The 24,659-nt window shown below is 52.5% G+C and carries 25 protein-coding genes; 11 read left to right on the top strand and 14 right to left on the bottom strand.

Going from position 1 to position 24,659, the window contains the following annotated elements; translation table 11 throughout:
- Nucleotides 1-16: 16 nt before the first annotated feature.
- Nucleotides 17-1,177: a pyridoxal phosphate-dependent aminotransferase gene (locus ABIB59_RS10845; protein WP_354035394.1), complete on the top strand. Its 1,161-nt coding sequence runs from the start codon at nt 17-19 to the stop codon at nt 1,175-1,177.
- A 6-nt stretch (nt 1,178-1,183) separates the two neighbouring features.
- Here ABIB59_RS10845 and ABIB59_RS10850 read toward each other — a convergent pair whose 3' ends face one another.
- From ABIB59_RS10850 to dsbG, 3 genes are all read right to left on the bottom strand, one after another.
- Entirely contained in the window at nt 1,184-1,810 is a 627-nt protein-coding gene (locus tag ABIB59_RS10850) for an IbrB-like domain-containing protein (protein WP_041852160.1), read from the bottom strand.
- Nucleotides 1,795-2,970, bottom strand: a complete 1,176-nt coding sequence (locus tag ABIB59_RS10855) for a phosphoadenosine phosphosulfate reductase (protein ID WP_103245941.1) — start codon at nt 2,968-2,970, stop codon at nt 1,795-1,797. The genes ABIB59_RS10850 and ABIB59_RS10855 overlap by 16 nt, the downstream gene beginning before the upstream one ends.
- A gap of 326 nt (nt 2,971-3,296) precedes the next feature.
- Nucleotides 3,297-4,040, bottom strand: a complete 744-nt coding sequence (gene dsbG / locus ABIB59_RS10860; protein WP_041852158.1) for a thiol:disulfide interchange protein DsbG — start codon at nt 4,038-4,040, stop codon at nt 3,297-3,299.
- 396 nt (nt 4,041-4,436) lie between these two features.
- Here dsbG and ahpC point away from each other — a divergent pair, with 396 nt between their 5' ends.
- Both ahpC and ahpF read left to right on the top strand, forming a co-directional pair.
- Nucleotides 4,437-5,000: an alkyl hydroperoxide reductase subunit C gene (ahpC, locus tag ABIB59_RS10865; protein WP_041852156.1), complete on the top strand. Its 564-nt coding sequence runs from the start codon at nt 4,437-4,439 to the stop codon at nt 4,998-5,000.
- 377 nt (nt 5,001-5,377) lie between these two features.
- Nucleotides 5,378-6,943 carry an alkyl hydroperoxide reductase subunit F gene (gene ahpF / locus ABIB59_RS10870; protein WP_041852155.1) on the top strand — a complete coding sequence of 522 codons (1,566 nt, stop codon included), beginning with the start codon at nt 5,378-5,380 and terminating at the stop codon, nt 6,941-6,943.
- 119 nt (nt 6,944-7,062) lie between these two features.
- On the opposite strand, the gene uspG is transcribed toward ahpF, so the two are convergent.
- The 5 genes from uspG to dcuC all read right to left on the bottom strand — a co-directional run bounded on the left by uspG (nt 7,063) and on the right by dcuC (nt 10,705).
- Complete coding sequence (gene uspG / locus ABIB59_RS10875) at nt 7,063-7,491, bottom strand: universal stress protein UspG (RefSeq protein ID WP_354035398.1); 429 nt, start codon at nt 7,489-7,491, stop codon at nt 7,063-7,065.
- A 132-nt stretch (nt 7,492-7,623) separates the two neighbouring features.
- On the bottom strand, nt 7,624-7,713 hold the full coding sequence (gene yldA, locus ABIB59_RS10880) for a small membrane protein YldA (RefSeq protein ID WP_271851235.1): 90 nt from the start codon (nt 7,711-7,713) through the stop codon (nt 7,624-7,626).
- 129 nt (nt 7,714-7,842) lie between these two features.
- Nucleotides 7,843-8,253: a nucleoside diphosphate kinase regulator gene (rnk, locus tag ABIB59_RS10885; RefSeq protein WP_071193879.1), complete on the bottom strand. Its 411-nt coding sequence runs from the start codon at nt 8,251-8,253 to the stop codon at nt 7,843-7,845.
- A 171-nt stretch (nt 8,254-8,424) separates the two neighbouring features.
- Nucleotides 8,425-9,234, bottom strand: a complete 810-nt coding sequence (rna, locus tag ABIB59_RS10890; protein ID WP_110295811.1) for a ribonuclease I — start codon at nt 9,232-9,234, stop codon at nt 8,425-8,427.
- Between the two features lie 97 nt (nt 9,235-9,331).
- A complete protein-coding gene (gene dcuC, locus ABIB59_RS10895) occupies nt 9,332-10,705 on the bottom strand; it encodes an anaerobic C4-dicarboxylate transporter DcuC (protein WP_041852151.1) in 1,374 nt (457 codons plus the stop codon).
- Nucleotides 10,706-11,057: 352 nt separating this feature from the next.
- Between dcuC and ABIB59_RS10900 the strand changes: the two genes are divergently transcribed.
- The 6 genes from ABIB59_RS10900 (at nt 11,058) to cspE (ending at nt 18,147) form a co-directional block, all read left to right on the top strand.
- Nucleotides 11,058-11,468: a DUF2946 domain-containing protein gene (locus ABIB59_RS10900; RefSeq protein ID WP_296418547.1), complete on the top strand. Its 411-nt coding sequence runs from the start codon at nt 11,058-11,060 to the stop codon at nt 11,466-11,468.
- Nucleotides 11,469-11,522: 54 nt separating this feature from the next.
- The gene (locus ABIB59_RS10905; RefSeq protein WP_107223631.1) at nt 11,523-11,867 is read left to right on the top strand and encodes a copper-binding protein; all 345 of its coding nucleotides are present in this window, start codon (nt 11,523-11,525) and stop codon (nt 11,865-11,867) included.
- 10 nt (nt 11,868-11,877) lie between these two features.
- Nucleotides 11,878-13,134: a TolC family protein gene (locus ABIB59_RS10910; RefSeq protein WP_169039715.1), complete on the top strand. Its 1,257-nt coding sequence runs from the start codon at nt 11,878-11,880 to the stop codon at nt 13,132-13,134.
- On the top strand, nt 13,131-14,603 hold the full coding sequence (locus tag ABIB59_RS10915) for an efflux RND transporter periplasmic adaptor subunit (protein ID WP_354035402.1): 1,473 nt from the start codon (nt 13,131-13,133) through the stop codon (nt 14,601-14,603). Before ABIB59_RS10910 ends, ABIB59_RS10915 begins: the two co-directional genes overlap by 4 nt.
- On the top strand, nt 14,600-17,719 hold the full coding sequence (locus ABIB59_RS10920; protein WP_354035404.1) for an efflux RND transporter permease subunit: 3,120 nt from the start codon (nt 14,600-14,602) through the stop codon (nt 17,717-17,719). The genes ABIB59_RS10915 and ABIB59_RS10920 overlap by 4 nt, the downstream gene beginning before the upstream one ends.
- A gap of 218 nt (nt 17,720-17,937) precedes the next feature.
- The gene (gene cspE / locus ABIB59_RS10925; RefSeq protein ID WP_012542460.1) at nt 17,938-18,147 is read left to right on the top strand and encodes a transcription antiterminator/RNA stability regulator CspE; all 210 of its coding nucleotides are present in this window, start codon (nt 17,938-17,940) and stop codon (nt 18,145-18,147) included.
- A 55-nt stretch (nt 18,148-18,202) separates the two neighbouring features.
- Here the strand turns inward: cspE and crcB are convergent, their stop codons facing one another.
- A complete protein-coding gene (gene crcB / locus ABIB59_RS10930) occupies nt 18,203-18,586 on the bottom strand; it encodes a fluoride efflux transporter CrcB (protein ID WP_041852145.1) in 384 nt (127 codons plus the stop codon).
- 88 nt (nt 18,587-18,674) lie between these two features.
- Here crcB and ABIB59_RS10935 point away from each other — a divergent pair, with 88 nt between their 5' ends.
- Together ABIB59_RS10935 and tatE are read left to right on the top strand one after the other, a co-directional pair.
- Nucleotides 18,675-19,463, top strand: coding sequence for a deaminated glutathione amidase (locus ABIB59_RS10935; protein WP_071193872.1), 789 nt, complete (start codon nt 18,675-18,677; stop codon nt 19,461-19,463).
- Between the two features lie 127 nt (nt 19,464-19,590).
- Complete coding sequence (gene tatE, locus ABIB59_RS10940) at nt 19,591-19,794, top strand: twin-arginine translocase subunit TatE (protein WP_041852143.1); 204 nt, start codon at nt 19,591-19,593, stop codon at nt 19,792-19,794.
- A gap of 75 nt (nt 19,795-19,869) precedes the next feature.
- Here the strand turns inward: tatE and lipA are convergent, their stop codons facing one another.
- The 5 genes from lipA to dacA form a co-directional block, all read right to left on the bottom strand.
- Nucleotides 19,870-20,835 (bottom strand): lipoyl synthase, encoded by a 966-nt coding sequence (lipA, locus tag ABIB59_RS10945; protein WP_041852142.1) that lies wholly within the window; start codon nt 20,833-20,835, stop codon nt 19,870-19,872.
- A gap of 209 nt (nt 20,836-21,044) precedes the next feature.
- Complete coding sequence (locus tag ABIB59_RS10950) at nt 21,045-21,998, bottom strand: YbeF family transcriptional regulator (protein WP_041852141.1); 954 nt, start codon at nt 21,996-21,998, stop codon at nt 21,045-21,047.
- Between the two features lie 308 nt (nt 21,999-22,306).
- A complete protein-coding gene (lipB, locus tag ABIB59_RS10955) occupies nt 22,307-22,948 on the bottom strand; it encodes a lipoyl(octanoyl) transferase LipB (RefSeq protein WP_041852140.1) in 642 nt (213 codons plus the stop codon).
- An 88-nt stretch (nt 22,949-23,036) separates the two neighbouring features.
- Complete coding sequence (gene ybeD, locus ABIB59_RS10960; protein ID WP_007373847.1) at nt 23,037-23,300, bottom strand: DUF493 family protein YbeD; 264 nt, start codon at nt 23,298-23,300, stop codon at nt 23,037-23,039.
- A 102-nt stretch (nt 23,301-23,402) separates the two neighbouring features.
- A complete protein-coding gene (dacA, locus tag ABIB59_RS10965) occupies nt 23,403-24,614 on the bottom strand; it encodes a D-alanyl-D-alanine carboxypeptidase DacA (protein ID WP_041852139.1) in 1,212 nt (403 codons plus the stop codon).
- Between the last annotated feature and the right edge of the window lie 45 nt (nt 24,615-24,659).

Raw genomic sequence — 24,659 nt, forward strand, 5'->3', positions numbered from 1 at the left:
AAGCAGGCACGCAACCATGAGCGATAACGCACTGATTCCCCAAAGTAAACTTCCCGCTTTAGGCACCACTATTTTCACGCAAATGAGTACGCTGGCGCAGCAGTATAAGGCCATCAACCTGTCCCAGGGATTCCCGGATTTTGATGGTCCACGCTACTTGCAAGAGCGGCTGGCTTACCACGTGGCACAAGGGGCGAATCAGTACGCGCCAATGACCGGGGTGCAGGCGTTGCGCGAGGCCATTGCAGATAAAACCGAAGAACTGTATGGCTACAAACCGGACGCGAGCAGCGATATCACAGTGACGGCAGGGGCGACCGAGGCCCTGTATGCAGCGATCACCGCGCTGGTGCGTAAAGGCGATGAAGTCATCTGCTTTGATCCCAGTTATGACAGCTACGCCCCGGCGGTGGAGTTGTCTGGTGGTGTGCTAAAACGTATTGCCCTGCAACCGCCGCATTTTCGCGTGGACTGGCAGGCATTCGCTGCACTGCTGAGCGATAAAACCCGTTTGGTTATCCTTAATACGCCGCATAACCCGTCCGCTACGGTGTGGCGTAAAGAGGATTTCGCGGCGTTATGGCAGGCGATTGGCGAGAAAGAAATCTATGTGCTGAGCGATGAAGTCTACGAACATATTTGCTTTGCCGAAGCGGGCCATGCCAGCGTGCTGGCGCACCCGCAACTGCGTCAGCGGGCGATTGCCGTTTCTTCGTTTGGTAAAACCTTCCATATGACCGGCTGGAAGGTGGGGTACTGTGTGGCACCGGCTGCCATTAGCGCCGAGCTGCGTAAGGTGCATCAATACCTGACCTTCTCGGTCAATACGCCTGCGCAACTGGCACTGGCGGATATGCTGCGAAGCGAGCCGGAACATTATCGCCAGTTGCCTGCGTTTTATCAGGCTCGTCGCGATGTGCTGGTCAATGCGCTCAGCAGCAGTCGGCTGGAGATCCTGCCGTGCGAAGGCACTTACTTTTTGCTTGCCGATTACAGCGCCATTTCCGATCTTGATGATGTGAATTTTTGCCAGTGGCTGACAAAAGAAGTTGGGGTGGCGGCTATTCCGCTGTCGGTTTTCTGCGCCGACCCCTTCCCGCATAAGCTGATTCGCCTGTGTTTTGCAAAGCAGGAATCGACGCTGCTGGCAGCCGCTGAACGGTTATGCAAGCTATAACCGACGCTATTTAACCGTCCACGCGCGCGAGAATCGACGGCCTGCAAAGAGTTCTGTCAGGCCGTTAATCTGTTTCAGGCGCAGCACTTCATCGCTGTCCATTCCCAGCTCCTGGCCAATCTGCTCTTCTGTCCAGCCTATCCGTGAGAGCTCACGAACAATTTCCGACATCTCATTGATTTGATGGCGACCACGTGCCCGGTTATGCCGGATGGTGGCCGCCATACGATCGGACTTGCTGGCTCTGTCGCTGTTCAGGCAAGTAATCGGGAGATAGCCTTTAAGTTTACTTTTTAGCGCCGCCCGACTTTTGCCCAGTTCGTGGCGGTGAAAACCATCGACAATTTCGAAGTGATGAGGTTTGTCTTCCTGCACCACGATGGGTTGGGTGAAACCGTCGGCCTCCAGCGATTTCAGTAACAACCGTTTCTCCGGCGGTGCAACATTGTTAGGGTTGTAGTCATTTGGGGAAATGTGGTCGTTCTTCACCCATAAAACGCAATCGACAGGCTGATCGCGAAACGGGCTTAATGCGTGGAGAGTACGACGAAAATCATTGATAGCTTCAATCCGTTCTTCCTCAGGTAATGCGCCGAGAAATACTTCAATTTCGCTGATTAATCGCTGTTGCATAGAATTCCCCACTCCTTACGTTTGTTTTTGATTCGTTCGTGATACCGCTTGTAGTTGCTTGTTTTGGTGGGGCTAAAAGAGAGTGCCCTGCACCAGTAATCGTTATTGAGCAGCACTTTGCAGATGCGGCGCCAGGAAGGTATATCTTTTGCGCCAACATCCCCGGGCTGACTATCGGGGATGAGTGGCAGGCCCTGTTTTTCAAACCAACGCAAATAGACGGCAATTTTGTTGCGATAATGCTCCGCAGATTGCTCCGGCATGCTGTCGAGCAAGAAAAGGACATATTCCCGCCAGCTCAAATGCGCAGGTTTAGTGAGTTTTCGGTGACCATAGAAAAGGTTGTCCTGACCGGCATAAATCCCGCCGCTGCTGACGCCGCTGACCCGCTCGCACATGAGTGCCCAGCGCTCAGGTTCAATAACGTGATAGAGCCACAGTCCCTGGCGTTGCTCAGGGCCGAAAGGTTCACAAATACGCATATAGCGCGTGGGCACGCCTGCCTGATACATCAAATCATATAATGGGTTATAAGGCGTTTGGGTCTTACCAAACCAGGTCCAGATATCGGCTATTTTCCAGTCATAAATTGGGTAAATGTACCAGGCATGCCCGCGTGGGGCAGCGGTAGTCCAGGGTTTATCATCGGCGAAACGCATTTTGCGTGCCGACGCGATAGCCATAAAGCGGTTGTAAGATTCGTCAGCGCGAATACCAATCATCATGGCTGCCGGGCGATGATTGGCAAACCAGTCGGCAAACTCACTGACAAACGATTCAAAGGTCATGCCGTGTTGATAAAAAGGCAGCTCGGCAGGATCCGTTATCGCATGTTCAGGAGGTTGCCGTACCCATTCAACGCCGGGTTGCCAGCATTGCCAGGTGGGGGAAAATTGCGATAAACCATTTTGTGTAGTCAGTGGCAAGGCAATCCAGAAGAAGCGCTCTGTAATATCGCTGTATTCAGCGCGCATACGTTCAACATACTCGATGGTATAGCTAAACTGAGCCTCCCAGTCGATAAATAAGATGTTGATTTTCTTTTTTAGCTGACGTGCCAGTTGCGCCGTCAGATTGAGCATGATGCTGGAATCTTTTCCACCCGAAAAAGAGACGCATACTCTCTGAAAGTTTTCCAGTGTCCATTTAATTCTTTCCATGCTGGCGTCCAGAACATCCTGTTCCAGAATTTTTTTGTCAATTTTCACCGTCAATTAATCCCAGGCGATTACCTACTTAGGCTGGGAATGATAATGAAATTAAACAAAGAGTTAATCTTTAATTTTCTATAGATTTCAATGATATAATTATTTTAAATGTTTTGGGGTATTTATATTCATTACGTTTGTGATTTTGTTTATTTGTTCGCTGTTTTGCTACAGGTGTTTATTATTGGTAACAAAAAAAGAGTTCCGGAGAAATAATCATAACTTTCGCTGATGTTTTTCTCCGGCTCACATTTTGCCATTATTTTGTTTTTTTGCTCTTACTCGCCAAAAATCAGCTTCAATTTTTCTTCATCAGGGAGTCCAACTTCCTGCTGCAGCACATTGTCTTTATTCATGTAGTAAATGGCCGGAGTGGCATTTGCCCCCAATTCGTCCATTAATGTTTGATTACTTTTTAGTACATTCATGATTGTCGGGGGAATGGTTTTGGGTAAATCCAGCGTCATTTTCCCGAGAGATTGCTCATAGTCATGCCATTTTTTGGCCGGGTCGCTATCGCCCAAAATGGCTGCCGCCGCCGCCGGACTTTCGGGTTTGATGACCCCAACCAATAATGTGCGGATTTGTACTTTACCGGCCTCAACCCAGGGACGTGACTGTTGCCAGAACCGGCTGCAGTACGGGCAGAAAGGATCGGCAAAAACGTAGATCACACGCGGTGCGTCCTTTTTGCCATCAAGGATCCAGGTTGATTTTTCCATCTGCTGCCAAAGCGCCCGACCTGCCGGTGAGTAGATCTCATCCTGAATCATTTTCTCACTCAGATTGGTGCCAGCGGCGTCATACATATAGCCAGAAATCGCCTGTTTGCCGTCTGGCGTAACATAAATGGTGACGCCCATATCCTGATATTTCCCCAGATAGCCTTTCATACCACCCGGCGCATCGAAGGATTTAATAATAGTGATACCTTGTTTTTCAATGGCTTGTACGGGCGCAGGCAGCTCTTCTGCCTGAACATAGAAAGGCAAAAGAGAAAGGGCGAGTAGACGTTTAAGCATAAAAAACCTTAAGTAACAATGAGATGAATTTAACGACGGTAAAACCTATTACAACCATAGGCAGTATCTGGAGCCCGTGCATTGTTATGTGACAGCGAGAGTGTTGTAATCCCCACTGTCTGTGCGATAACTTTTATCTTGTCGCGCAACACGATGCCAGTATGACTGGCGCTGAAGCACCCACGGGTATTTCAGGTCTAAAGCCACCCGTGAGGTGGCTTTTTTGTTTTTACCGATGGGATCCCCGTCGACCTTATGCACGTTCATGTTCGGTACATTAAGCAGTTTTGTGCGGGTTGTTAGCTAACGCTTATTGATTTGATAATGCAAACGCATTAGCCGAATCGGAAAAAAATCGTTAACTTACACCTCAACGAAAACACGGAGGAAGTATAGATGTCTTTAATTAACACCAAAATCAAACCTTTTAAAAACCAGGCGTTCAAAAACGGTGAGTTCGTAGAAGTTACTGAGAAAGATACCGAAGGCCGCTGGAGCGTCTTCTTCTTCTACCCGGCTGACTTCACTTTCGTATGCCCGACGGAACTGGGTGACGTTGCTGACCATTATGAAGAACTGCAGAAACTGGGCGTAGACGTTTACTCTGTTTCTACCGACACCCACTTCACGCACAAAGCATGGCACAGCAGCTCTGACACCATCGCTAAAATCAAATATGCGATGATCGGCGACCCGACTGGCGCCCTGACCCGTAACTTTGAAATCATGCGTGAAGACGAAGGTCTGGCTGACCGTGGTACCTTCATCGTTGACCCGCAGGGTATCATCCAGGCTATCGAAGTTACCGCTGAAGGTATCGGCCGCGACGCATCTGACCTGCTGCGTAAAATCAAAGCAGCACAGTATGTTGCTTCCCACCCAGGCGAAGTATGCCCGGCTAAGTGGAAAGAAGGCGACGCGACGCTGGCTCCGTCCCTGGATCTGGTTGGTAAAATCTAAAATTCACGGCGTCTTTCGCGCTACAGATGCGTTGGCTGCGCTTAATCACCCCGGTCACTTACTTTTGTAAGCTCCCGGGGATTCATAAGCTTGCCGCCTTTCTGTAACACGAAAGCCTTGTGAATTGAAATTTCCGTCGTCTTTCGCGCCATAGCGGCGTTGGCTTCACCTGCTCGCCCCGGTCATTTACTGCTGTAAGCTCCCGGGAACTCTCAGGCTAGCCGCCTTGCTCTGACGTGAAATACTCGGAAATTACGTCTGAAATCGGGTGCAGTTCTGCACCCGATTTTTATCCCGCGCACCATGATTCAAGTTGCATTGGAGCCGTCGTAATAAGGCAGCTTGCATGATGATGTTTTAAGCCCAGGAGATTAAAAATGCTCGACACAAACATGAAAACGCAGCTCAAGGCTTACCTTGAGAAACTGACTAAACCTGTTGAGCTGATTGCCACGCTGGATGACAGCGCCAGATCGGCAGAGATCAAGGAACTGTTGGCTGAAATTGCTGAACTGTCAGATAAAGTTTCTTTCAAAGAAGACAACACGCTGGCAGTGCGCAAACCGTCGTTCCTTATTACCAACCCAGGTTCAAACCAGGGGCCGCGCTTTGCAGGCTCGCCGCTGGGTCACGAATTTACCTCACTGGTTCTGGCACTGTTGTGGACCGGTGGTCACCCGTCGAAAGAAGCGCAGTCTCTACTCGAACAAATTCGCGATATCGACGGTGATTTTGAATTTGAAACCTATTACTCACTGACCTGCCATAACTGCCCGGATGTCGTACAGGCGCTTAACCTGATGGCAGTGTTGAACCCGCGCATTAAACATACGGCGATTGATGGCGGCACCTACCAGAATGAAATCACTGACCGTAATGTGATGGGCGTTCCGGCTGTCTTCGTCAATGGTAAAGAGTTTGGTCAGGGGCGTATGACGCTTGCTGAAATCGTGGCCAAAATTGATACCGGCGCGGAAAAACGTGCCGCAGAAGAGCTGAACAAGCGTGACGCGTATGATGTGCTGATTGTCGGTTCCGGCCCGTCTGGTGCGGCGGCAGCAGTTTACTCCGCACGTAAGGGTATCCGTACCGGGCTGATGGGTGAGCGTTTTGGTGGTCAGGTGCTGGACACCGTGGACATCGAAAACTACATCTCCGTGCCGAAGACCGAAGGTCAAAAACTGGCGGGCGCACTGAAAGCCCACGTGTCGGAATACGACGTTGATGTGATTGATTCGCAAAGTGCGACCAAACTGACCCCGGCTGCCGTGGAAGGTGGTTTGCATCAGATTGAAACCGCATCCGGTGCCGTACTGAAAGCACGCAGTATCATCATTGCGACCGGGGCAAAATGGCGCAACATGAACGTGCCGGGCGAAGAACAGTATCGTACTAAAGGTGTGACCTACTGCCCGCACTGCGATGGCCCGCTGTTTAAAGGTAAACGTGTTGCGGTCATCGGCGGCGGTAACTCAGGTGTGGAAGCCGCTATCGATCTTGCGGGCATTGTAGAACATGTCACCCTGCTGGAGTTTGCGCCCGAAATGAAAGCTGACCAGGTGCTGCAGGATAAAGTGCGTAGCCTCGGTAATGTCGACATCATCTTGAATGCGCAAACTACCGAAGTGAAAGGCGATGGCAGCAAACTGACGGGGCTGGAGTACCGCGATCGCGTGAGCGGCGATGTGCATCATATCGCGCTGGCCGGTATCTTCGTGCAGATTGGTTTACTGCCGAATACTACCTGGCTGGAAGGTGCCATTGAGCGCAACCGTATGGGCGAAATTATCATTGATGCGAAATGTGAAACCAGCGTCAAAGGTGTGTTCGCGGCGGGTGACTGCACCACGGTGCCGTACAAGCAAATTATTATCGCCACTGGCGAAGGTGCGAAAGCCTCTCTGAGCGCATTCGACTACCTGATCCGCACTAAGCGTGCATAAGAAGAAAGTAAGACATCCCAACGCATTCGAGTTGCATAACGCTAACGCGCAGGCAACCCGAAGAACGAAGGGACAATACCTGCAATAATCAAGAGGCTGCCTGAGGCAGCCTCTTTTTTTTACCGTACTACCAGCACCGGAATATGTGCATGGCGAACTACGCTCGAAGCGTTCGACCCCAGCAAATGCGTAGTGATAGAAGGGTTGCGTGAACCAATCACCACCATGTCCGCATGTAACTCTTCGGCCATTTCATTGACCACATCGCGTACGCTTCCCAGACGGACATGGGTGTGGATACGTTCGGGGCTGATTGAAAAGTGGCTTGTCATCGTGGTCAGCCGGGTTTGCGCTTCATGCTGCAAGTGTTCTTCAAAACGACGAATATCGGCAGCGAATCGGTGCAGGCTGAGGCTGGAAGAAGCAGGCAGAACGTGCAGTAAATGAATGACGCCCGTGTCCTGAGCAAGGAACTCGGCGTGGCGCACGGCTTTGTCGCTTAACTCCATTTCGAAAACATCTACCGGCATAATGATTGTCTGATACATAAACGTGTCTCCCTGTAGATTATGTCACTGGTATTTGAGCAGGAATCACAGAATGATTCTGCTACGTCGCTGGCAATTATTTATTTGAGCTGGAGTTTTCGTAGAAATGAGGATTTTCCGGTAAACCGGGCGTTACCAGTGTCGTTCGAGATAAAGCACGGCCGCGACGATAATCGCCGCCACGATCAAAAAGATAAGGGCGATAATCCATGTTTCGCTCATATGCGAACCCAGGGCAAAAACCTCTTACCACAATAGAAGCCTGAGCGGGACAACGAAATGCGACATTCGGGTGAGCGGGGGAAGGGAAAGAGGATGCGGTCTGCATCCTCTTAACAGCGTATGGCGTGCTTAGCGCAGATATTCGCCAGCGGCTTCCGGCTGGTAGATTAACTCCAGCACTTCGAGATCGGTCGTCGCACCGCCGGGTAGTTCCCAGTGGATGCTATCGCCGACGCGCAAGCCCAGTAATGCCGCACCGACCGGAGCCATCACGGACAGTTGCGTCGCGCTATCGGTCATTTGCGCCGGGTATACAAGGGTACGTGTGCGGATATCGCCACTTTTAAGCTCACGGAATTTTACCGTGCTGTTCATGGTAACCACGTTGGCTGGCATCGCTTCGGGGGCGCACATCTGCGCGCGATCCAGTTCGTCATTCAGCACCTTCGCGACCGGCAGACTGGCATGAGCGGGTTGCTCCAGCAGACGGTCAATGCGCTCAGCGTCAAGTTCATTGATGATAATTGCAGGTCTGGACATCTATTACTCCATGTCATGAGGCGAAATCCCGCCAGATTGATCCAAAGAAAAACCCTCGCCGTCTGGCAGCGAGGGTTTAACTCTTCGGATGATACTGAGACTGCACGCAACTTTGAAGTGACTTAGCTCACATTTGCCGGGTTTATGTGTTTAAGCGGAAAGAGGGGAAGATTAATAACCGACGCTGTCGATAATAAAGTCGTTCCCGCAGTTACCCGGATGCGGTTGCGCCAGCAGGGATTTCGCGGAAAGTGGCTCGTTGATCGCCCGCGCATCAATGGCGATTTGCATTTCGGTAAGATACGCCGGATTACCGTTACAGGTCAGTTTTACCGCTTTAACACTGTTATCGCCCCAGGCCTTAGCAACGGCGGCGTCAAAATCGCTACGGCTGACGTGTTTACCGTAATTGTTCGCCAGAAAAAGCCCCAAAGCACTGCGTTTCACTTCCTGATTCAGACGCACCATCGTCCCGAATAAAGCATCCGGGTCGAAGCCGAAGCAAACGCCGTGTTTGGCGTATTCGTAACGTTCGAGACAAGATGTGCCACCTGCGCCGGGCATAACCGTGTTGAGCTTATTCGCCACCTCCAGTGACATCCCGGTTTCGGCAGCAGAACATTTCTGGCTGATTTTCGCCTCCGGCATATTGGGAACAGGTCGCGTGGCGCAGCCATATCGCATCCAGCGCTTTTCATCCACGCCGCGGGCGGCAATAGATTTCGGCAGGCCTGGCCACAGGCCGTGAACGGTCAGAAAATCGATTTTTTGCGGTAGCTCTTTTTGCAGTCGGCATTCCTCCGGCTCGCGCCCTCCGCGGTCATGCTGACTCTGGCAAAAGCCGGTTTGCCACGAAAGTGCCAGCACGTAGCGGTCAAAGTCACCGTACTGTTTGGGCTCGAGTGGGGCAGCGTGGACGGGGGTGAGCGACAGCATCGCCATGGCGACACCCAGACTGGCGACGAGTCCCTTTCTGAACATTTCTGATCCTGATGATTGTGTTTAAATAATTTCCGTAGGTTATTAAAGCACAAAAAGCGCCGGAGGGGCGCTTTTTGCGTTATGGCAGGACAAACCGTTAGTGCACGGCAGCGCCGGGAACCAGGATCTCTGTTGCCACGATCACCACAATCAGACCCACAATGACCGGTACGGATGTCCGTTTAACCACTTCAAACGGAGAGATATTGGCCATACCTGCTACAGCAACCACCACGCCGGATACCGGTGAAATGGTACGGCCAAGGTTAGAGGCCTGCAGCATCGGAATAGAAAGGTACGCCGGGTTGATGCCTGACTCATGTGCCAGTTTCGGGATCATCTCGACAAACGCGTAGAACGGCGCGTTACCAGAGCCCGTCGTCATCGCCGCCAGCATGGTGAGAATGACCAGTACCAGCATCAGAATGATACTTGCGGAACCAAACGAGGTGGCAATGGAGATAAGACTCTGGATAAAGCCAATCGTGCTGAGACCCTGCGCGAAGACACCGGCGGCAACTAACAGCATTACCACGCCAGCAAACGCATCTGCCATGCCGCGATAGGCTACTTCCAGGCCGGAAAAGACGTTCTGTGTATTGAAACCGCGGAAAAACTCCAGCACTGCGGCGAGCAGCATGCAGATCACCAGAATTGTGATGATATGCAGTTCCGGACCCCATTTACCGTCGAAAATCAGCACGCCGATGATCGGCGTAAACGGCAGAATGGCATAAAAAGATGGGGCGGTAGTGGTGATGTCTTTCACATCCAGCATCTCTGCGGTGATGTTCTCTTTTTTATCCAGATAGCGCTGCCAGAAATAGTGGGCGATGGCCATAAAGATAATGGCAGCGATGGAGATCGGCAGCGTCGTTTTAAACGCGAAGTCGATGAGCGGCATTTCAGCGGCTTTCGCGGCTAAAACGACATCCCCGGAGGTAGGAGATAAAATAATCGCGGCCGGAGAGGCACAAATAGCAGCGGCAGCCCCGCGGCTTATCCCCACGTTCACCATCACGGGGAAAAGCGTTGCCATTAATAACACGCCAAGGCCAGTGGCCGAGGAGACCGCCAGGGACATCAGGCAAGCAACGAAATAGGCGGCAATCATTAATAAATAGGGCGAGTTAATAAAACGCAGTGGGCGGGAGGCGAGCTTCACGACCATATCGTTGGCACCGATATGGGTCATATAGGCGGCAAACCCACACAGCATCATAATCATCATGCCCAGGTCGCCACCGCGGCTCATCAGCAAGATTTTGATGTATTCAACGATGTCTGTTGCGGTGTAACCCGTGCTGGTAGCACTGCCCGGCAGGACTTTATGCCCCATCAGCGCACTGACGATTAATAACGCCAGCCCGCCGACAAACAGCACGCCGGTGGCAGAGTAACCTTTGATGATATAGCGTGCGACACCCACGATTACCACGACGCCAATCAGAAGTTCAATAAACGTTAACATAATGTTCTGGATCCCAGCGTAAAGAACATGAAAAATGACTACCGGAAAAGGAAGAAACGCAATGTGCCGAATAACCGCTAATGAGTAGATGATTAAAATCAAGGAAGATTCGTTTTGCGTATATTATCGCGCATTTTTGCTTATTTTCCGCAAAATGACAAAAATACCGTTGCGGAAGGTCGTCAAAAAACAATGGGCGTAATGGGATCTAAAAAGAAAATAAAAAGTTAATAAAATTAGTTTCTTTGGTTGCGAATGAATAAGCCACGTAAATTAATCAAAAAAAGCTTTAAAAAGAAAAATATCGGCGCCTATACTCGCTCCCGGTTCCCGTATTGATTGACAGGTTATTATGCACACTGGCTGGATTAGTCGTTTACGCGTAATGAGGCGGCATCTGACGATGCTGTTGATCGCGTTCGGCTGGCTATTGATCCAGAGTCAGGTGGCCATAGCCTCGCATGATTGCGACCTGGATGTGCAGGGCGAAACGGTAATGACACAGCATTACGATCATATGATGACCGATAATGCGATGCAGCCGCCTGCCCATCAAATGAAATCGCCTCTGTGCGACAAGCATTGCGTACCAGATGTGGCGCAAAAAGACAGCGGTCATCAGACGCCAGTCGCGCTACCTGTCAGCATGACACTGGTCATCGCCAAACCCCTTTGTGTTGATACCGTCCGTGAGGGCTGGTCGCTCACACCTCCCGCAGCAGGGCCGCCGGCAACCATCCGTTTTTGCCGGTTTCGCGAGTAGAAAACTGTTAATTCGTTGAATTTTAATTAATTTTCGATTAACAGGAGTTTTACTATGCGTTCTTCTATTTTTCGCGCGCTGACAGGCGTGCTGGCTGTACTCTCTTTTTCCGCCGTGCAAGCGCACGCCATGAACCACGACATGAATCACGACATGGCGCAGCACACCGCCATGCAGGCGCATGTTTACCACGCCCAGGGCGTTATCAAAAAAATCACGCCGCAGTCCGTTTCTATCGCTCATAAAGCCATCCCTGATCTCAACTGGCCGCCGATGACCATGCAGTTTGATCTGTCGGAAGCTGCGCCATCGCAGTTGGCTGTGGGCGAAAAGGTTGACTTCGCGTTTGTGCAGAACGCGAACGGTTACCAGATCGTTTCTCTGACGCCGCAAGAATAACGGGGGCAGGATGAAACGATACTCCCTGAGCCTGGCGCTCGGCGGGGTGTTGCTGGGCCTGGTGTGCTCCGCCGCTTCGGCGGAGCCACTGACGCTCACGCAGACCCTCGCCGCTGCAGAACGCTACTCTGCCGAATTATCCGCTAACCGCAATGAAGCGCGGGCGCTGGATGCAATGGCAGATTCGGCCCGTCAACTTCCCGACCCGAAGCTGAAATTCGGTATTGATAACCTGCCTGTACAGGGCAGTAACGCACGCCGTTTTACCCGTGAAGGCATGACCATGCAGCGCATCGGCGTGATGCAGCAATACGTCAGTGCCGAAAAACGCGATCGCAAAGCGGACACGCTGCTGGCACAGGCGCAAAGCGTGAACGCGAAATCCTCGGTGGCGCGTGCGAATTTGCAACGCGATGCGGCGCAGGCGTGGCTGGATCTCGCGCTCTCCACACGCGCCCTGCAAACCGCGCGCAAATTGCTGGCGGAAACGACCGCACAGCAGGGGGCGCAAAAAGCCAGCGTCAGTGCGGGTAACGCGGCACCTGATAGCGTGCTTGCTTTCCAGATTGGCCTGAGTGCGATGCGCGACAAAGTCACCCTTGCGGAACGTGACGTGCAGGTGGCCCGGACTCGCCTGACCCAACTAACCGGACAGCCCGTTACCACTATCGCTGGTGACTTACCTCGCTATGAACGCCTGCCTGCCGACGAGCAAACACTGGAACACGGCGTCGCACTGCATCCGGAAATGATTGCCGCCGCCAGCGAAGCTAACAGTGCGAAGGCCCGCTCTGCCGAGTCCGCTGTTGCCGCCATCCCGGATGTGGAAGTGGAAGTCTGGTATGGCCGTCGCGCCGAAGGATATGAAGACATGGCCGGGGTGATGTTTACCGTCGACCTTCCCCTTTTCAAATCACAGCGTCAGGACAAAGACCATGCGGCGGATATCTCCCGCTCAATGCAGGCCAACGATCAACTGGCACAGACCGAACGCGAACATGTGGCGCAGGTTCGCACCTTGATTGCTGAGTACAACGCCGCCCAGGCGCTGTGGATGCGCCAGCGCGACGACGTCTTACCGCTGGTACGCAAACGCGCCTCGCTGATGGCGGCGCAGTATCGCGCCGGGCAGACACAGTTGCCGGAATTGCTGGATGCGCGCCGCACGGTTCTTGACAGCGAACTGGCGGTTTATCAGGCAGAAAAAGAGATGGCACGGACATGGGCCGCCATCCATTGGTTGATTCCTCAGGAGCTGGCGCAATGAAAAAAACAGTCTTAGCGATTCTGATTGCCGCCTGCGTGGCGGCGGCGGCGGGCTATGTCGCAGGCCGACAACAGGTCGCGCCGACAGCAGACACCCACGACCACGCCAGTGCTAACGCGGAACGAAAAGTCCTCTACTGGTACGACCCCATGGTGCCGGGGCAGCGCTTCGATAAACCGGGGAAATCGCCTTTTATGGATATGCCGCTGGTGCCGCGTTATGCGGATGAAGGGCCAACCGACAATGGTGTCAGCGTAAGTGCGCGTCAGCAGCAAAACCTGGGGATGACCACGGCGAGTGTTGAGAAGCGCGTACTGGCTCCCGCTTTTTCTGCTTTTGCGACGGTGACAACCGATGAGCGCAGCATCCAGACAATCTCTGCTCCCGCCAATGGCGTAGTAGAAAAACTGTTTGTTCGTGCGCCTCAGCAGTGGGTGAAAAAAGGCGAGCCGCTGGCGCAATTATGGATCCCGCAATGGACGACGGCGCAGCAGGAGTATCTGGCAGTACGTCAGCTAGGTGACGGTGCGTTGACACGTGCGGCGCGTGACCGACTGGCGTTGCAGTTTATGCCAGAAGCGACAATTCTGGCGGTAGAGCGCAGCGGCAAACCGCAAACTCGCCTGACGCTGCGCGCCGATCGCGCGGGTTATGTCGTGAAACTGGATTCACGGGAAGGGGCGCAGGTTGCTCAGGCACAAACGCTATTTGAACTTGCCAGCCTTGATCCCGTCTGGCTGGTGGTGGATTACCCGCAAAGTCAGGCACAAACCCTGAGTGCAGGCAGCGAGATCATCGCGCGCTCCTCAAGCTGGCCGGGCGAGCAATTTCATGGCCGGGTGAGCGAGCTACTGCCACAACTGGAAACCACCACGCGCACATTAAAAGCGCGCATCGTGCTGGATAACCCACAGCAAAAACTGAAACCCGGCATGTTCCTGACGGTGACGCAGCCGGAAACGTCGCAGCAGCCTGCGGTACTGGCGATCCCGGAAGAGGCGTTGATTGAAACCGGGGTGGCAACCAGGGTCTTGCTCGCCTCTGGCGAGGGGCACTTCCAGGCGGTGAAGGTGACGACAGGCAGAACATCGCAAGGCTGGACGGAGGTACTCTCCGGTCTTAAAGAGGGGGACAGCGTGGTCACTTCCGGGCAGTTCCTGATTGACTCCGAAGCCAGCTTACGCAGCGCCTTACCGGGAGACACGGCGCAGAGTGCGGTTCCCGACCAGAAACAGACGCAAGAGTACGAAACCACCGGGGTGATCAAAGCCATTGATGCGGGCAGCATCACGCTGGCGCATCAACCCATTCCAGCGCTGAATTGGGGGGCGATGACGATGGATTTCACACTCAAAACGCCGGTTGCCACCCTCAAACCCGGCGACCGCGTGATGTTCAGTTTTACCCTTGATGATGAAAACGGCGCGGTGATCACCCACCTGATGCCAGCGACGGAGGCGATGAAATGATAGCCGCCATTATTCGCGCCTCTTTGCGTAACCGACTGCTGATCCTGCTTGCCGCGCTGGTATTGACGGGGTGGGGCATATGGTCGGTGCAGCGTGCGCCGCTTGATGCCTTACCGGATCTATCGGATGTGCAGGTGATTATTCGTGCCAGCTATCCGGGCAAAGCACCACAGATCATCGAAAACCAGGTTACCTGGCCGCTCACAACGGCAATGCTATCCGTGCCGGGTGCCAAAACGGTACGCGGTTACTCGATGTTTGGCGACGCCTACGTTTACGTACTGTTTGATGATGATACCGATCTGTACTGGGCGCGTTCGCGGGTGCTGGAGAATTTAAGCCAGATCCAGACGTCACTGCCTGCCGGGGTTAACGTGGCGCTGGGACCGGATGCCACCGGGGTGGGGTGGATCTACGAGTACGCGCTGGTTGATCGCACAGGGAAACATAACCTTGCCGATCTGCGCGCATTGCAGGACTGGACGCTGAAATTTGAGCTGAAAACCGTACCCAACGTGGCGGAGGTGGCCAGCGTCGGCGGGATGGTTCGCCAGTACCAAATCGTACCGGATCCGGCTCGTATGCGGGCGTTGAATATCACCCATGCGCAGTTAATCACCGCCGTTCAGTCGGCGAACCAGGAGAGTAGCGGTGCGCTGCTGGAGATGGGCGAGGCCGAATTTATGGTGCGCACCACCGGTTATCTGCAGACGCTGGAGGACTTCCGCCATATCGTCATTACCAGCCGCGAGGGCGTGCCGGTTATGCTCTCAGATGTGGCCAGCGTGCGGCTTGGACCGGAGCTGCGCCGTGGGGTTGCGGAGTATAACGGTGAAGGGGAGGTGGCGGGCGGCATCATTGTGATGCGCTATGGCAAAAATGCGCTTGAAACCATTCATGCGGTAAAAGCAAAGCTACAGGCGGTGCAGAAGACCCTGCCTGCAGGGGTGGAAATCGTTCCTGTATATGATCGCTCTACCCTGATTGAGCATGCGGTAGAGACCCTGACCCATAAACTTATTGAAGAGTTTATTGTGGTGGCGCTGGTTTGTACGCTCTTCCTGTTTCATTTCCGCTCGGCGCTGGTGGCGATTGTATCCTTGCCGCTTGGCATTCTTGGTGCGTTTATTGTTATGCATTATCAAGGCATTAACGCCAATATCATGTCACTGGGCGGGATTGCCATCGCCATTGGCGCGATGGTGGATGCCGCGATAGTCATGATTGAAAACATGCACAAAGTGATGGAGCAGTGGCGGCACGATAACCCCGGACGCAAACTGGTGGCGGCGGATTACTGGCGTTTGTCGGAACAGTCTGCTGTGGAAGTTGGTCCCGCGCTATTTTGCAGCCTGCTTATCATCACCCTGTCGTTTATTCCGGTGTTTTCGCTGGAGGCGCAGGAAGGGCGAATGTTCTCGCCGCTGGCGTTTACAAAAACCTGGTCAATGGCCGTGGCGGCTGGCCTGGGTATCACTCTGGTGCCGGTGCTGATGGCACTATTTATTCGTGGAAAGATCCCGGATGAAAAAACCAACCCCATTAACCGTTTTCTTATTCGTCTCTATGAGCCGCTGCTGGACCGGGTACTGAACTGGCCGAAAGCGACCATTGGTGTTGCTTTGTTGTTACTGCTTGCCACGCTCTGGCCGCTCAGTCGCCTGGGCAGCGAATTTATGCCACCGTTGAATGAGGGGGACCTGCTCTATATGCCGTCGACACTACCGGGGATTTCGGCCCGGGAAGCGGCGAGACTGTTACAGCAGACGGACCGACTGATCAAAACTGTTCCGGAAGTGGAAAGCGTCTTCGGTAAAGCGGGCAGGGCAGAGAGCGCAACAGACCCCGCACCCTTAACCATGATTGAGAGCACCATTCGCTTTAAACCTCGCGAACAGTGGCGTCCAGGCATGACGCCGGAAAAACTGGTCGAGGAGCTCGATAAAACGGTTAGCCTGCCGGGGATTGCCAATGTCTGGGTGCCGCCGATTCGTAACCGACTGGATATGCTGGCGACCGGGATCAAAAGCCCCGTGGGAATAAAGGTGAACGGTAATAACATTGCCGATATCGAGCGAGTGGCCCAGCACATTGAGCAGGTCGTGAAAACCGTGCCTGGCGTGACGTCGGCGCTGGCAGAACGACTGGCGGGCGGGCGCTATGTGGATATCAATATCAACCGCCAACAGGCCGCACGCTACGGCGTTTCGGTCAAAGAGTTGCAATCGCTGGTCTCAACTCTGGTGGGCGGGGAAAACGTCGGCGAGGTTTTGCAGGGGCGTGAGCGTTTCCCGATCAATATTCGCTATCCGCGTGAAATCCGCGATAACGTCGACGATCTTCGTGCGCTGCCGGTGATCACTGAAAACGGCAGTCAGATCGCGCTGGGCGAACTGGCGGATATTGTGGTGAAAGAGGGCCCACCGATGCTGAAAAGTGAGAATGCGCGCCTGTCGAACTGGATCTATGTCGATTTGCGTGGTCGCGACCTTAAATCAGCCGTGGACGATATGCAGCAACGGGTTGCTGAACAGGTGAAATTGCCGCAGGGGGTTACGCTCTCCTGGTCCGGTCAGTTTGAGTATCTGGAGCGGGCGACGGCGAAATTGAAAGTCGTTTTACCCGTCACGCTGATGATTATTTTTGTCCTGCTGTTTATCACCTTTAAGCGCATTTCCGACGCGTTATTGATCATGGGAACGTTGCCGTTCTCGCTGATTGGCGGCGTCTGGTTGTTGTGGCTATTGGGATACAATTTGTCCGTGGCGGGCGCCGTCGGCTTTATTGCGCTGGCGGGAGTGGCGGCAGAGTTCGGCGTGATAATGGTGCTGTACCTCAATCATGCGCTGGAGAAGTATCGCCAACGCGATCCGGATGGCGGCCAGGTGATGTTAAGGCTGGCCATTCATGAAGGGGCGGTGCTGCGCGTGCGGCCCAAAGTCATGACTGTTGCCACCATTATGGCAGGCCTGTTGCCGATAATGTGGGGCGGGGGAAGCGGTTCAGAGGTGATGAGTCGTATTGCCGCGCCCATGATCGGCGGCATGGTCACCGCGCCGTTATTGTCGATGTTTGTGATCCCGGCGGTGTATGAATTGCTTCATCGTCGTCGCTAATCCAGCGTTAAAATGCCGCGTCTCGTTTCCGGGACGTAGCATTTTTGGGGCGGTTAATTCTTAACCATTGATGCGGATCCCAAATAAACGGTAGCTTTGAAAAAACTTAGCGACATTTATCACTTTTTGATGAATAACGACTGGACAAAAGTCTTCACAATTGTTGTACTGTAACTCGACACAGCATTTGTGTCGTTTTTCATGTAAAGGTAATATTGATGTCTAAGATTAAAGGTAACGTTAAGTGGTTTAATGAATCCAAAGGATTCGGTTTCATTACTCCGGAAGATGGCAGCAAAGACGTGTTCGTACACTTCTCTGCAATCCAGAGCAATGGTTTCAAAACTCTGGCTGAAGGTCAGCGTGTAGAGTTCGAAATCACTAACGGTGCCAAAGGTCCTTCTGCTGCTAACGTAATGGCTATCTAAGTTAGCAATAAGACAGAATTTCAAAACCCGCCTCTAAGGCGGGTTTTTTTTGCCCTTAATTTGCATTCACGCTGGAAAACAACCAGAACGCGAGCGCCGTCATCGCAAATGATCCGAGCAGATTAACGGCCACGTTGAGCAAAGCCCAGCTAAAGCGTCCTTCCTGCAGTAAAAACACCACTTCGGCCGAAAATGTTGAAAAGGTCGTCAGACCGCCGCAAAAACCGGTGGTCAGTAACACCTTCCACATCGGGTCGATATGGGTCATGCGGTTAAACCAGGCCAGCCCCATGCCAATAATAAACGCGCCGGCTAAGTTCGCGGTCAGAGTCCCAAGGGGAATAGCGTGATGGGCGGGGTTAAATTTCATGCTGAGCGCCCAACGCGCCACGCTGCCAGTACCACCACCAATAAATACAGCTAAAAGAAGTTGTAACACGGGGAAATCCTGCTATTTGATTTGTTAGAGTGGTGAGTGTAGCGCCGAAGCGCAAGGCTGGCTATGGCGACAGAATCAGGAGAAAACGATGATTGTTGCAGCAGGGCAATTTGTGGTTACCCCGGACTGGCAAACGAATGCCCGGACGTGTGTAACATTGATGTCGCAAGCGGCACGCCAGCAGGCGTCGCTATTGGTACTTCCTGAGGCGTTACTGGCGCGAGATGACAACGACCCTCATATGTCTGTGAAATCGGCTCAGACGCTGGATGGCGGCTTTTTAAGCCTGTTGCTGGAAGAGAGCCGCCACAACAAGCTGACAACCATACTGACCCTCCATGTGCCTTCTGCGCCAGGCAGGGCGGTCAATACGCTGGTGGCGTTGCGCGAAGGGCACATCATTGCCCATTACGGAAAACTTCATCTGTACGATGCATTTAACATGCAAGAGTCGGCTCGCGTGGATGCGGGGCATGAAATCGCACCATTAATTGACGTAGACGGGATGAAGGTTGGGTTAATGACCTGCTATGATCTGCGCTTCCCCGAGCTGGCATTGTCGTTGGCGCTACAGGGGGCAGACATTCTGGCGCTTCCTGCTGCCTGGGTTCGGGGCCCGCTCAAAGAGCGGCACTGGGCGACGTTGCTGGCTGCACGAGCACTGGACACGACCTGTTATATCGTTGCGTCAGGGGAATGTGGCAATAAGAATATTGGCCTGAGTCAGGTGGTCGACCCTCAGGGGGTGGTTATTGCCGCAGCGGGAGAAGCCCCGCAGCTCATCATGGCGGAGATTACGCAGCAGCGCTTATCGCAGACGCGGGAAAAACTACCGGTACTGCGCAACCGCCGTTTCGCTCCACCGCAACTGATGTGATGTTTTTTTAAACAACGCTTGATTCATCTCGTTACAGATTGCTATTGTGTGCGCGCGTCGAATGACCGTTAATGACATCAGGTTATAATGGTGCTTTACGCAGTCCGATTTATGAAAGAAGGTATCTATGGGTGAGATTAGTATTACCAAATTGCTGGTCGTGGCCGCACTGGTCATTCTGCTGTTTGGTACCAAAAAACTTCGTACGCTGGGCGGTGATCTGGGCACAGCGATCAAGGGCTTTAAAAAAGCCATGAACGACGATGACACCACGGCGAAGAAAACTGCGGAAGACGACGTTCCAGCCGAAAAGCTTTCTCATAAAGAGTAAGCCTGTTCGTGCAGCATAAAAAAACCGGCGCAATGGCCGGTTTTTTTATGGCAAGTGTAATCAGATATTACCGCATTATTTGACTTCAATACCTTTAGCTTGCAGGTCAGCGTGGTAGGACGAACGCACGAATGGACCGCATGCGGCATGGGTGAAGCCCATCGCCAGCGCTTCCGCTTTCATTTCGTCAAACTCTTCCGGGCTGACATAACGCTGTACAGGCAGGTGGTGACGGCTTGGCTGCAAATACTGGCCCAGCGTCAGCATGGTGACGCCGTGACGGCGCAGATCACGCATAACCTCGACGATTTCCGCATTGGTTTCGCCAAGTCCCACCATCAGACCAGACTTGGTTGGGATCTCCGGATGCGCTTCTTTAAAGCGTTCCAGCAGTTTCAGCGACCAGTTATAGTCTGCACCCGGACGGACCTGGCGGTAAACGCGCGGTACGTTCTCCAGGTTGTGGTTAAACACATCCGGCGGGGTAGCCGTCAAAATATCCAGCGCGCGGTCCATACGACCACGGAAGTCTGGTACCAGCGTCTCAATCTTGATTGCGGGATTTTTGTCGCGAATCGCACTGATACAGTCAGCGAAATGCTGAGCACCACCATCGCGCAGATCGTCACGGTCTACGGAGGTAATCACGACGTAACGCAACGCCATATCAGAGATAGTTTGTGCCAGTTTTTTCGGCTCATTGGCATCCGGCGCGACAGGGCGGCCGTGCGCCACATCGCAGAACGGACAACGACGCGTACAGATAGCGCCGAGGATCATAAAGGTTGCCGTGCCGTGATTGAAACACTCTGCCAGGTTCGGGCAGGACGCTTCTTCGCAAACCGAGTGCAGCCCGTTCTTACGCATGGCCGCCTTGATACCCTGAATACGGGAGGAGTCAGCCGGAAGTTTGATTTTCATCCATTCCGGTTTTCTTAACAGGGCTTCGCGCTCTGTTGCCACGTTTTTAACCGGGATAAGGGCCATTTTATCGGCATCGCGGTACTTAACACCGCGTTCCATCACAATGGGTTTACTCATAGCGTGCGTGTTCCAGTTGCGGATAACGAAGTAAGTGTTTCAATTCAAGGGAATGTTGTATTTATCAACTATTTTTGAATTAATGACGTGCAGTATAGCACTGATAGAGGGCAGAAAGCAGCCTGGCAACTGGGCAAAATGTAAAATAGTTGTTGTTTTGTACCCTTTGCCCAATGGTAATTAGCCGTTTTGCCAGGCTGATATGAACTTCAGAATGCGCGGCGAATAACGTTGATAACGTTTTCCAGCACGGGGTCGCGAAGGCTTAACTTGTTGTAATACAGAGAAACATCCAGTCTTTCGTTACTGACTGGCGGAAAATCAATTTCCACCAGAGGCCAGCACGCGCTAAAAAGCTTGAACAGACGAGTCGGCATCAGCCCCAACATATCACTGTTGCCAATCAGTGCTGCGATAGTGAACATATTGTAACTGCTAAAGCTGACGTGACGTTCAGGGAACAGATCCTGAACACGCTGACGCAACGCACTCAGGTTTTGTCCCTCTAGCATCAATAAGGTGTGTTCATAGTGTTGCAGGACATCTTCGTTGATCGTCGAGCGCAGGCAGGGGTGCCCTTCGCGACACACCAGCATCAGCCTGTCTGTATAGAGCGCATGATGGCTGAGAGTGCGTGCCGACGGGATATTGGTATCGATGATGAGATCGGTCTGGAACTGACTAAGCTGATTTTCGGCATCATGGATAGGGATGTTACGCATCACCAGATGTGGTGCGCTCTCTTTAATCGCCTGCCAGATGACGGGAATCACAATCGCGCCCAGCGAAGGCGGTGTGCCTATGGTAATGGTTCGCTGTTTATCATAACTTCCGGTGAGATCCAGCGCACCGAGAATCGACTCCAGACCCTGGCTGATATACTCATGTAAATGCGACGCATAGGCTGTTGGCGTCACGCCCTGGCCTTTACGAATAAAAAGCGGATCGGGAAATATTGTTCGTAATTTTTGAATGGATTGACTAATTGCGGACGGCGTCAGGTTAAGCACTCGCGCGGCATTCACAATCCCTTTGTGTACATATACTGCCTCAAAGATGGTCAATAAATTGAGGTCTATATTGCGTAACGTTCGGAAGATTTGCGGTTTATCATCTTCGGGTCGCTCGGCTATTCTCTGTTCCGGCAAGTTATTATAATCCACGCTTGTGCTCCGTAATCATTCACAATATGAATGATAGTTGAATTTATTATTTATGGTGATGTGTAATTTAAGCCGATTTTTTCTTCACATATCATCATTATGGATGGTTTTCAGCATGATGCAGGACATTAAGCTTAAATTTAATCCGGCTATGCGCAATTCGACGTAGCAGCAAATGTGCCACGCGTTGCGAATTAACCTGATCAGGCAGGTATTTTGAAAATAGAGAAGAGCGCTGCGGTTGTAAAGTATAACTGGGGGAAATATATAACGACTTGCTTAAAAAGCAAGCCGCTATACATCATATATTAAGTAGCGGTATATATATGCGGCGGATTGTTTAGCTGTGCTAAAAGATGGCTAATAAGCATAGGTCTTATTTTGTCCATATTGGCATCAGGCGTGAAATGTTTTACCTGTGTCATTTCCATCCCCGCATACCCACAAGGATTGATGCGTAAAAAAGGGGTTAGATCCATCGCTATATTTAACGCCAGGCCATGAAATGAGCAACCTTTACGGATGCGCAACCCCAGCGAACAGATCTTTTTATCCTGCACATAAACGCCCGGAGCATCGGCGCGTGCACGCGCCTCAATACCCAATTCCGCCAGCGTATCGATGACAGTTTGTTCCATCACGGTGACGAGTTCGCGGACGCCAAGTTTGCGACGCTTGAGGTTTATTAATATGTACATGACCTGCTGACCGGGACCATGATAAGTGACCTGACCTCCGCGATCGCTTTGTATTACCGGAATATCACCCGGCGAGAGTACATGCTCAGCTTTACCTGCCTGGCCCTGGGTGAATACCGGGTTGTGTTCAACCAGCCAGATTTCGTCAGGCGTGCTCTCGGTGCGGGTTTCCGTGAATTCATGCATTGCCTCCGACACAGGGTCGTAGGGTTGCAGGCCAAGGTTACGGATTAGGATTGTATCCTGAGACAAAACAGCATCTCCGGGAGAAGAAAAGGTGAGGGGAGTATATCACAGAGAGGGTGTTACCCGACCAGCGGCCCGGTAACACCTGGCTTCATTACAGCACCATACGAACAATTTCGATATTGCCCAGTTCTTCGTACAGTGTCTCAACTTGCTCAATATGCGTGGCGGTGATGGTGATGGATACCGAGTGGTAATTGCCTTTGCTGCTCGGTTTTACCTGCGGAGAGTAATCACCGGGCGCATGGCGCTGTACCACTTCAACCACCAGATCAACCAGCTCTGGTTTCGCCAGTCCCATCACTTTGTATGTAAAGGGAGTCGGGAATTCAAGCAGTTCTTTGAGATTGGTTTTCATGTCAGCTCCGGCGTAAAAATAATAACTCCTGCCGAAAGGGCAGGAGTTTATTGAGATGCTTAGTATATGGGGACGGAAATCACACTTTCAAGTGTTCGTTTTTTAGCCGAACCAGTGGTGGAACATCAGCTTGATATAGTCGATGATTTTGCCGAAGAAATTCCCTTCCTGAATTTCCTGCAGCACGACCAGAGGGCGTTGTTCGATGGTTTTGCCGTCCAACTGGAAGTTAATCGTGCCAACCACCTGATTTTTCTGCAACGGTGCGTGCAGTTCGCTGGTGCTTAAAACATAACTTGCTTTCAGGTCTTTCATGCGACCACGTGGGATTGTCAGGTATACGTCTTTATCAACACCCAACGAAGCGCGATCGTTATCACCGAACCAGGCTGGCTCAGAGGCGAACTCTTTGCCTGCTTTCAGCGGGCTTACGGTTTCGAAGAAACGGAAACCCCACGTCAGCAGTTTTTTACTTTCGGCTTCACGCCCTTTGAATGTTCTGCCACCCATGACTGCGGAGATCAGACGCATCTGGCCTTCGGTTGCAGAAGCCACCAGGTTGTAACCCGCTTTGTCTGTGTGACCCGTTTTAATACCGTCGACATTCAGGCTGTTATCCCACAGCAGGCCGTTACGGTTGGTCTGGCGAATACCGTTAAAGGTGAACTCTTTCTCTTTGTAGATGGAGTATTCGTTTGGCACATCACGAATCAATGCCTGGCCAATCAGAGCCATGTCACGCGCTGAGCTGTATTGACCCTCTGCATCCAGACCATGAACCGTCTGGAAGTGGGAGTTCTGCAGGCCAAGCGCTTTAACGTAGTTATTCATCAGACCGACAAAGGCGTCCTGGCTACCGGCAACATAGTCGGCCATCGCCACACAGGCGTCGTTACCAGACTGCAGGTTGATACCACGGATGAGCTGGGAAACCGGAACTTGCATACCCGGTTTCAGGAACATCAGAGAAGAGCCACGGAACACCGGGTTGCCGGTCGCCCATGCGTCATTGCCGATAGTGACCAGATCGCTGTCTTTGAATTTACCCGCTTTCATTGCCTGGCCGATGACGTAGCTGGTCATCATTTTCGTCAGGCTGGCCGGATCGCGGCGTGAATCGGCGTTCTGTTCGGTCAACACCTTGCCGGAGTTGTAATCGATGAGGATCCAGGATTCGGCATCAATCTGTGGGGCGCCAGGAATCATGGTCTTGATGTTGAGATCATCGGCATGGGCTGCGCCGAGGGTTGCGGCAGTGAGTGCCGTGGTGAGCGCCAGGCGCTGTACGAAACGAACGGAGAGAGTGGTCTTCATGGTCTGAACAACGACATCCGTGATGGAGTTAAAAAAAGTGCCCTA

Source organism: Citrobacter sp. UYEF32 (genome assembly GCF_040546205.1).
Classification (GTDB): Bacteria; Pseudomonadota; Gammaproteobacteria; order Enterobacterales; family Enterobacteriaceae; genus Phytobacter; species Phytobacter diazotrophicus.

Excerpts from the sequence above, each read along its gene's own strand:
- ABIB59_RS10845 (WP_354035394.1), top strand. The coding sequence starts at position 17 with ATGAGCGATAACGCACTGATTCCCCAAAGTAAACTTCCCGCTTTAGGC.
- ABIB59_RS10850 (WP_041852160.1), bottom strand. The coding sequence starts at position 1,810 with ATGCAACAGCGATTAATCAGCGAAATTGAAGTATTTCTCGGCGCATTA.
- ABIB59_RS10855 (WP_103245941.1), bottom strand. The coding sequence starts at position 2,970 with ATGGAAAGAATTAAATGGACACTGGAAAACTTTCAGAGAGTATGCGTC.
- dsbG (WP_041852158.1), bottom strand. The coding sequence starts at position 4,040 with ATGCTTAAACGTCTACTCGCCCTTTCTCTTTTGCCTTTCTATGTTCAG.
- ahpC (WP_041852156.1), top strand. The coding sequence starts at position 4,437 with ATGTCTTTAATTAACACCAAAATCAAACCTTTTAAAAACCAGGCGTTC.
- ahpF (WP_041852155.1), top strand. The coding sequence starts at position 5,378 with ATGCTCGACACAAACATGAAAACGCAGCTCAAGGCTTACCTTGAGAAA.
- uspG (WP_354035398.1), bottom strand. The coding sequence starts at position 7,491 with ATGTATCAGACAATCATTATGCCGGTAGATGTTTTCGAAATGGAGTTA.
- yldA (WP_271851235.1), bottom strand. The coding sequence starts at position 7,713 with ATGAGCGAAACATGGATTATCGCCCTTATCTTTTTGATCGTGGCGGCG.
- rnk (WP_071193879.1), bottom strand. The coding sequence starts at position 8,253 with ATGTCCAGACCTGCAATTATCATCAATGAACTTGACGCTGAGCGCATT.
- rna (WP_110295811.1), bottom strand. The coding sequence starts at position 9,234 with ATGTTCAGAAAGGGACTCGTCGCCAGTCTGGGTGTCGCCATGGCGATG.
- dcuC (WP_041852151.1), bottom strand. The coding sequence starts at position 10,705 with ATGTTAACGTTTATTGAACTTCTGATTGGCGTCGTGGTAATCGTGGGT.
- ABIB59_RS10900 (WP_296418547.1), top strand. The coding sequence starts at position 11,058 with ATGCACACTGGCTGGATTAGTCGTTTACGCGTAATGAGGCGGCATCTG.
- ABIB59_RS10905 (WP_107223631.1), top strand. The coding sequence starts at position 11,523 with ATGCGTTCTTCTATTTTTCGCGCGCTGACAGGCGTGCTGGCTGTACTC.
- ABIB59_RS10910 (WP_169039715.1), top strand. The coding sequence starts at position 11,878 with ATGAAACGATACTCCCTGAGCCTGGCGCTCGGCGGGGTGTTGCTGGGC.
- ABIB59_RS10915 (WP_354035402.1), top strand. The coding sequence starts at position 13,131 with ATGAAAAAAACAGTCTTAGCGATTCTGATTGCCGCCTGCGTGGCGGCG.
- ABIB59_RS10920 (WP_354035404.1), top strand. The coding sequence starts at position 14,600 with ATGATAGCCGCCATTATTCGCGCCTCTTTGCGTAACCGACTGCTGATC.
- cspE (WP_012542460.1), top strand. The coding sequence starts at position 17,938 with ATGTCTAAGATTAAAGGTAACGTTAAGTGGTTTAATGAATCCAAAGGA.
- ABIB59_RS10935 (WP_071193872.1), top strand. The coding sequence starts at position 18,675 with ATGATTGTTGCAGCAGGGCAATTTGTGGTTACCCCGGACTGGCAAACG.
- tatE (WP_041852143.1), top strand. The coding sequence starts at position 19,591 with ATGGGTGAGATTAGTATTACCAAATTGCTGGTCGTGGCCGCACTGGTC.
- lipA (WP_041852142.1), bottom strand. The coding sequence starts at position 20,835 with ATGAGTAAACCCATTGTGATGGAACGCGGTGTTAAGTACCGCGATGCC.
- ybeD (WP_007373847.1), bottom strand. The coding sequence starts at position 23,300 with ATGAAAACCAATCTCAAAGAACTGCTTGAATTCCCGACTCCCTTTACA.
- dacA (WP_041852139.1), bottom strand. The coding sequence starts at position 24,614 with ATGAAGACCACTCTCTCCGTTCGTTTCGTACAGCGCCTGGCGCTCACC.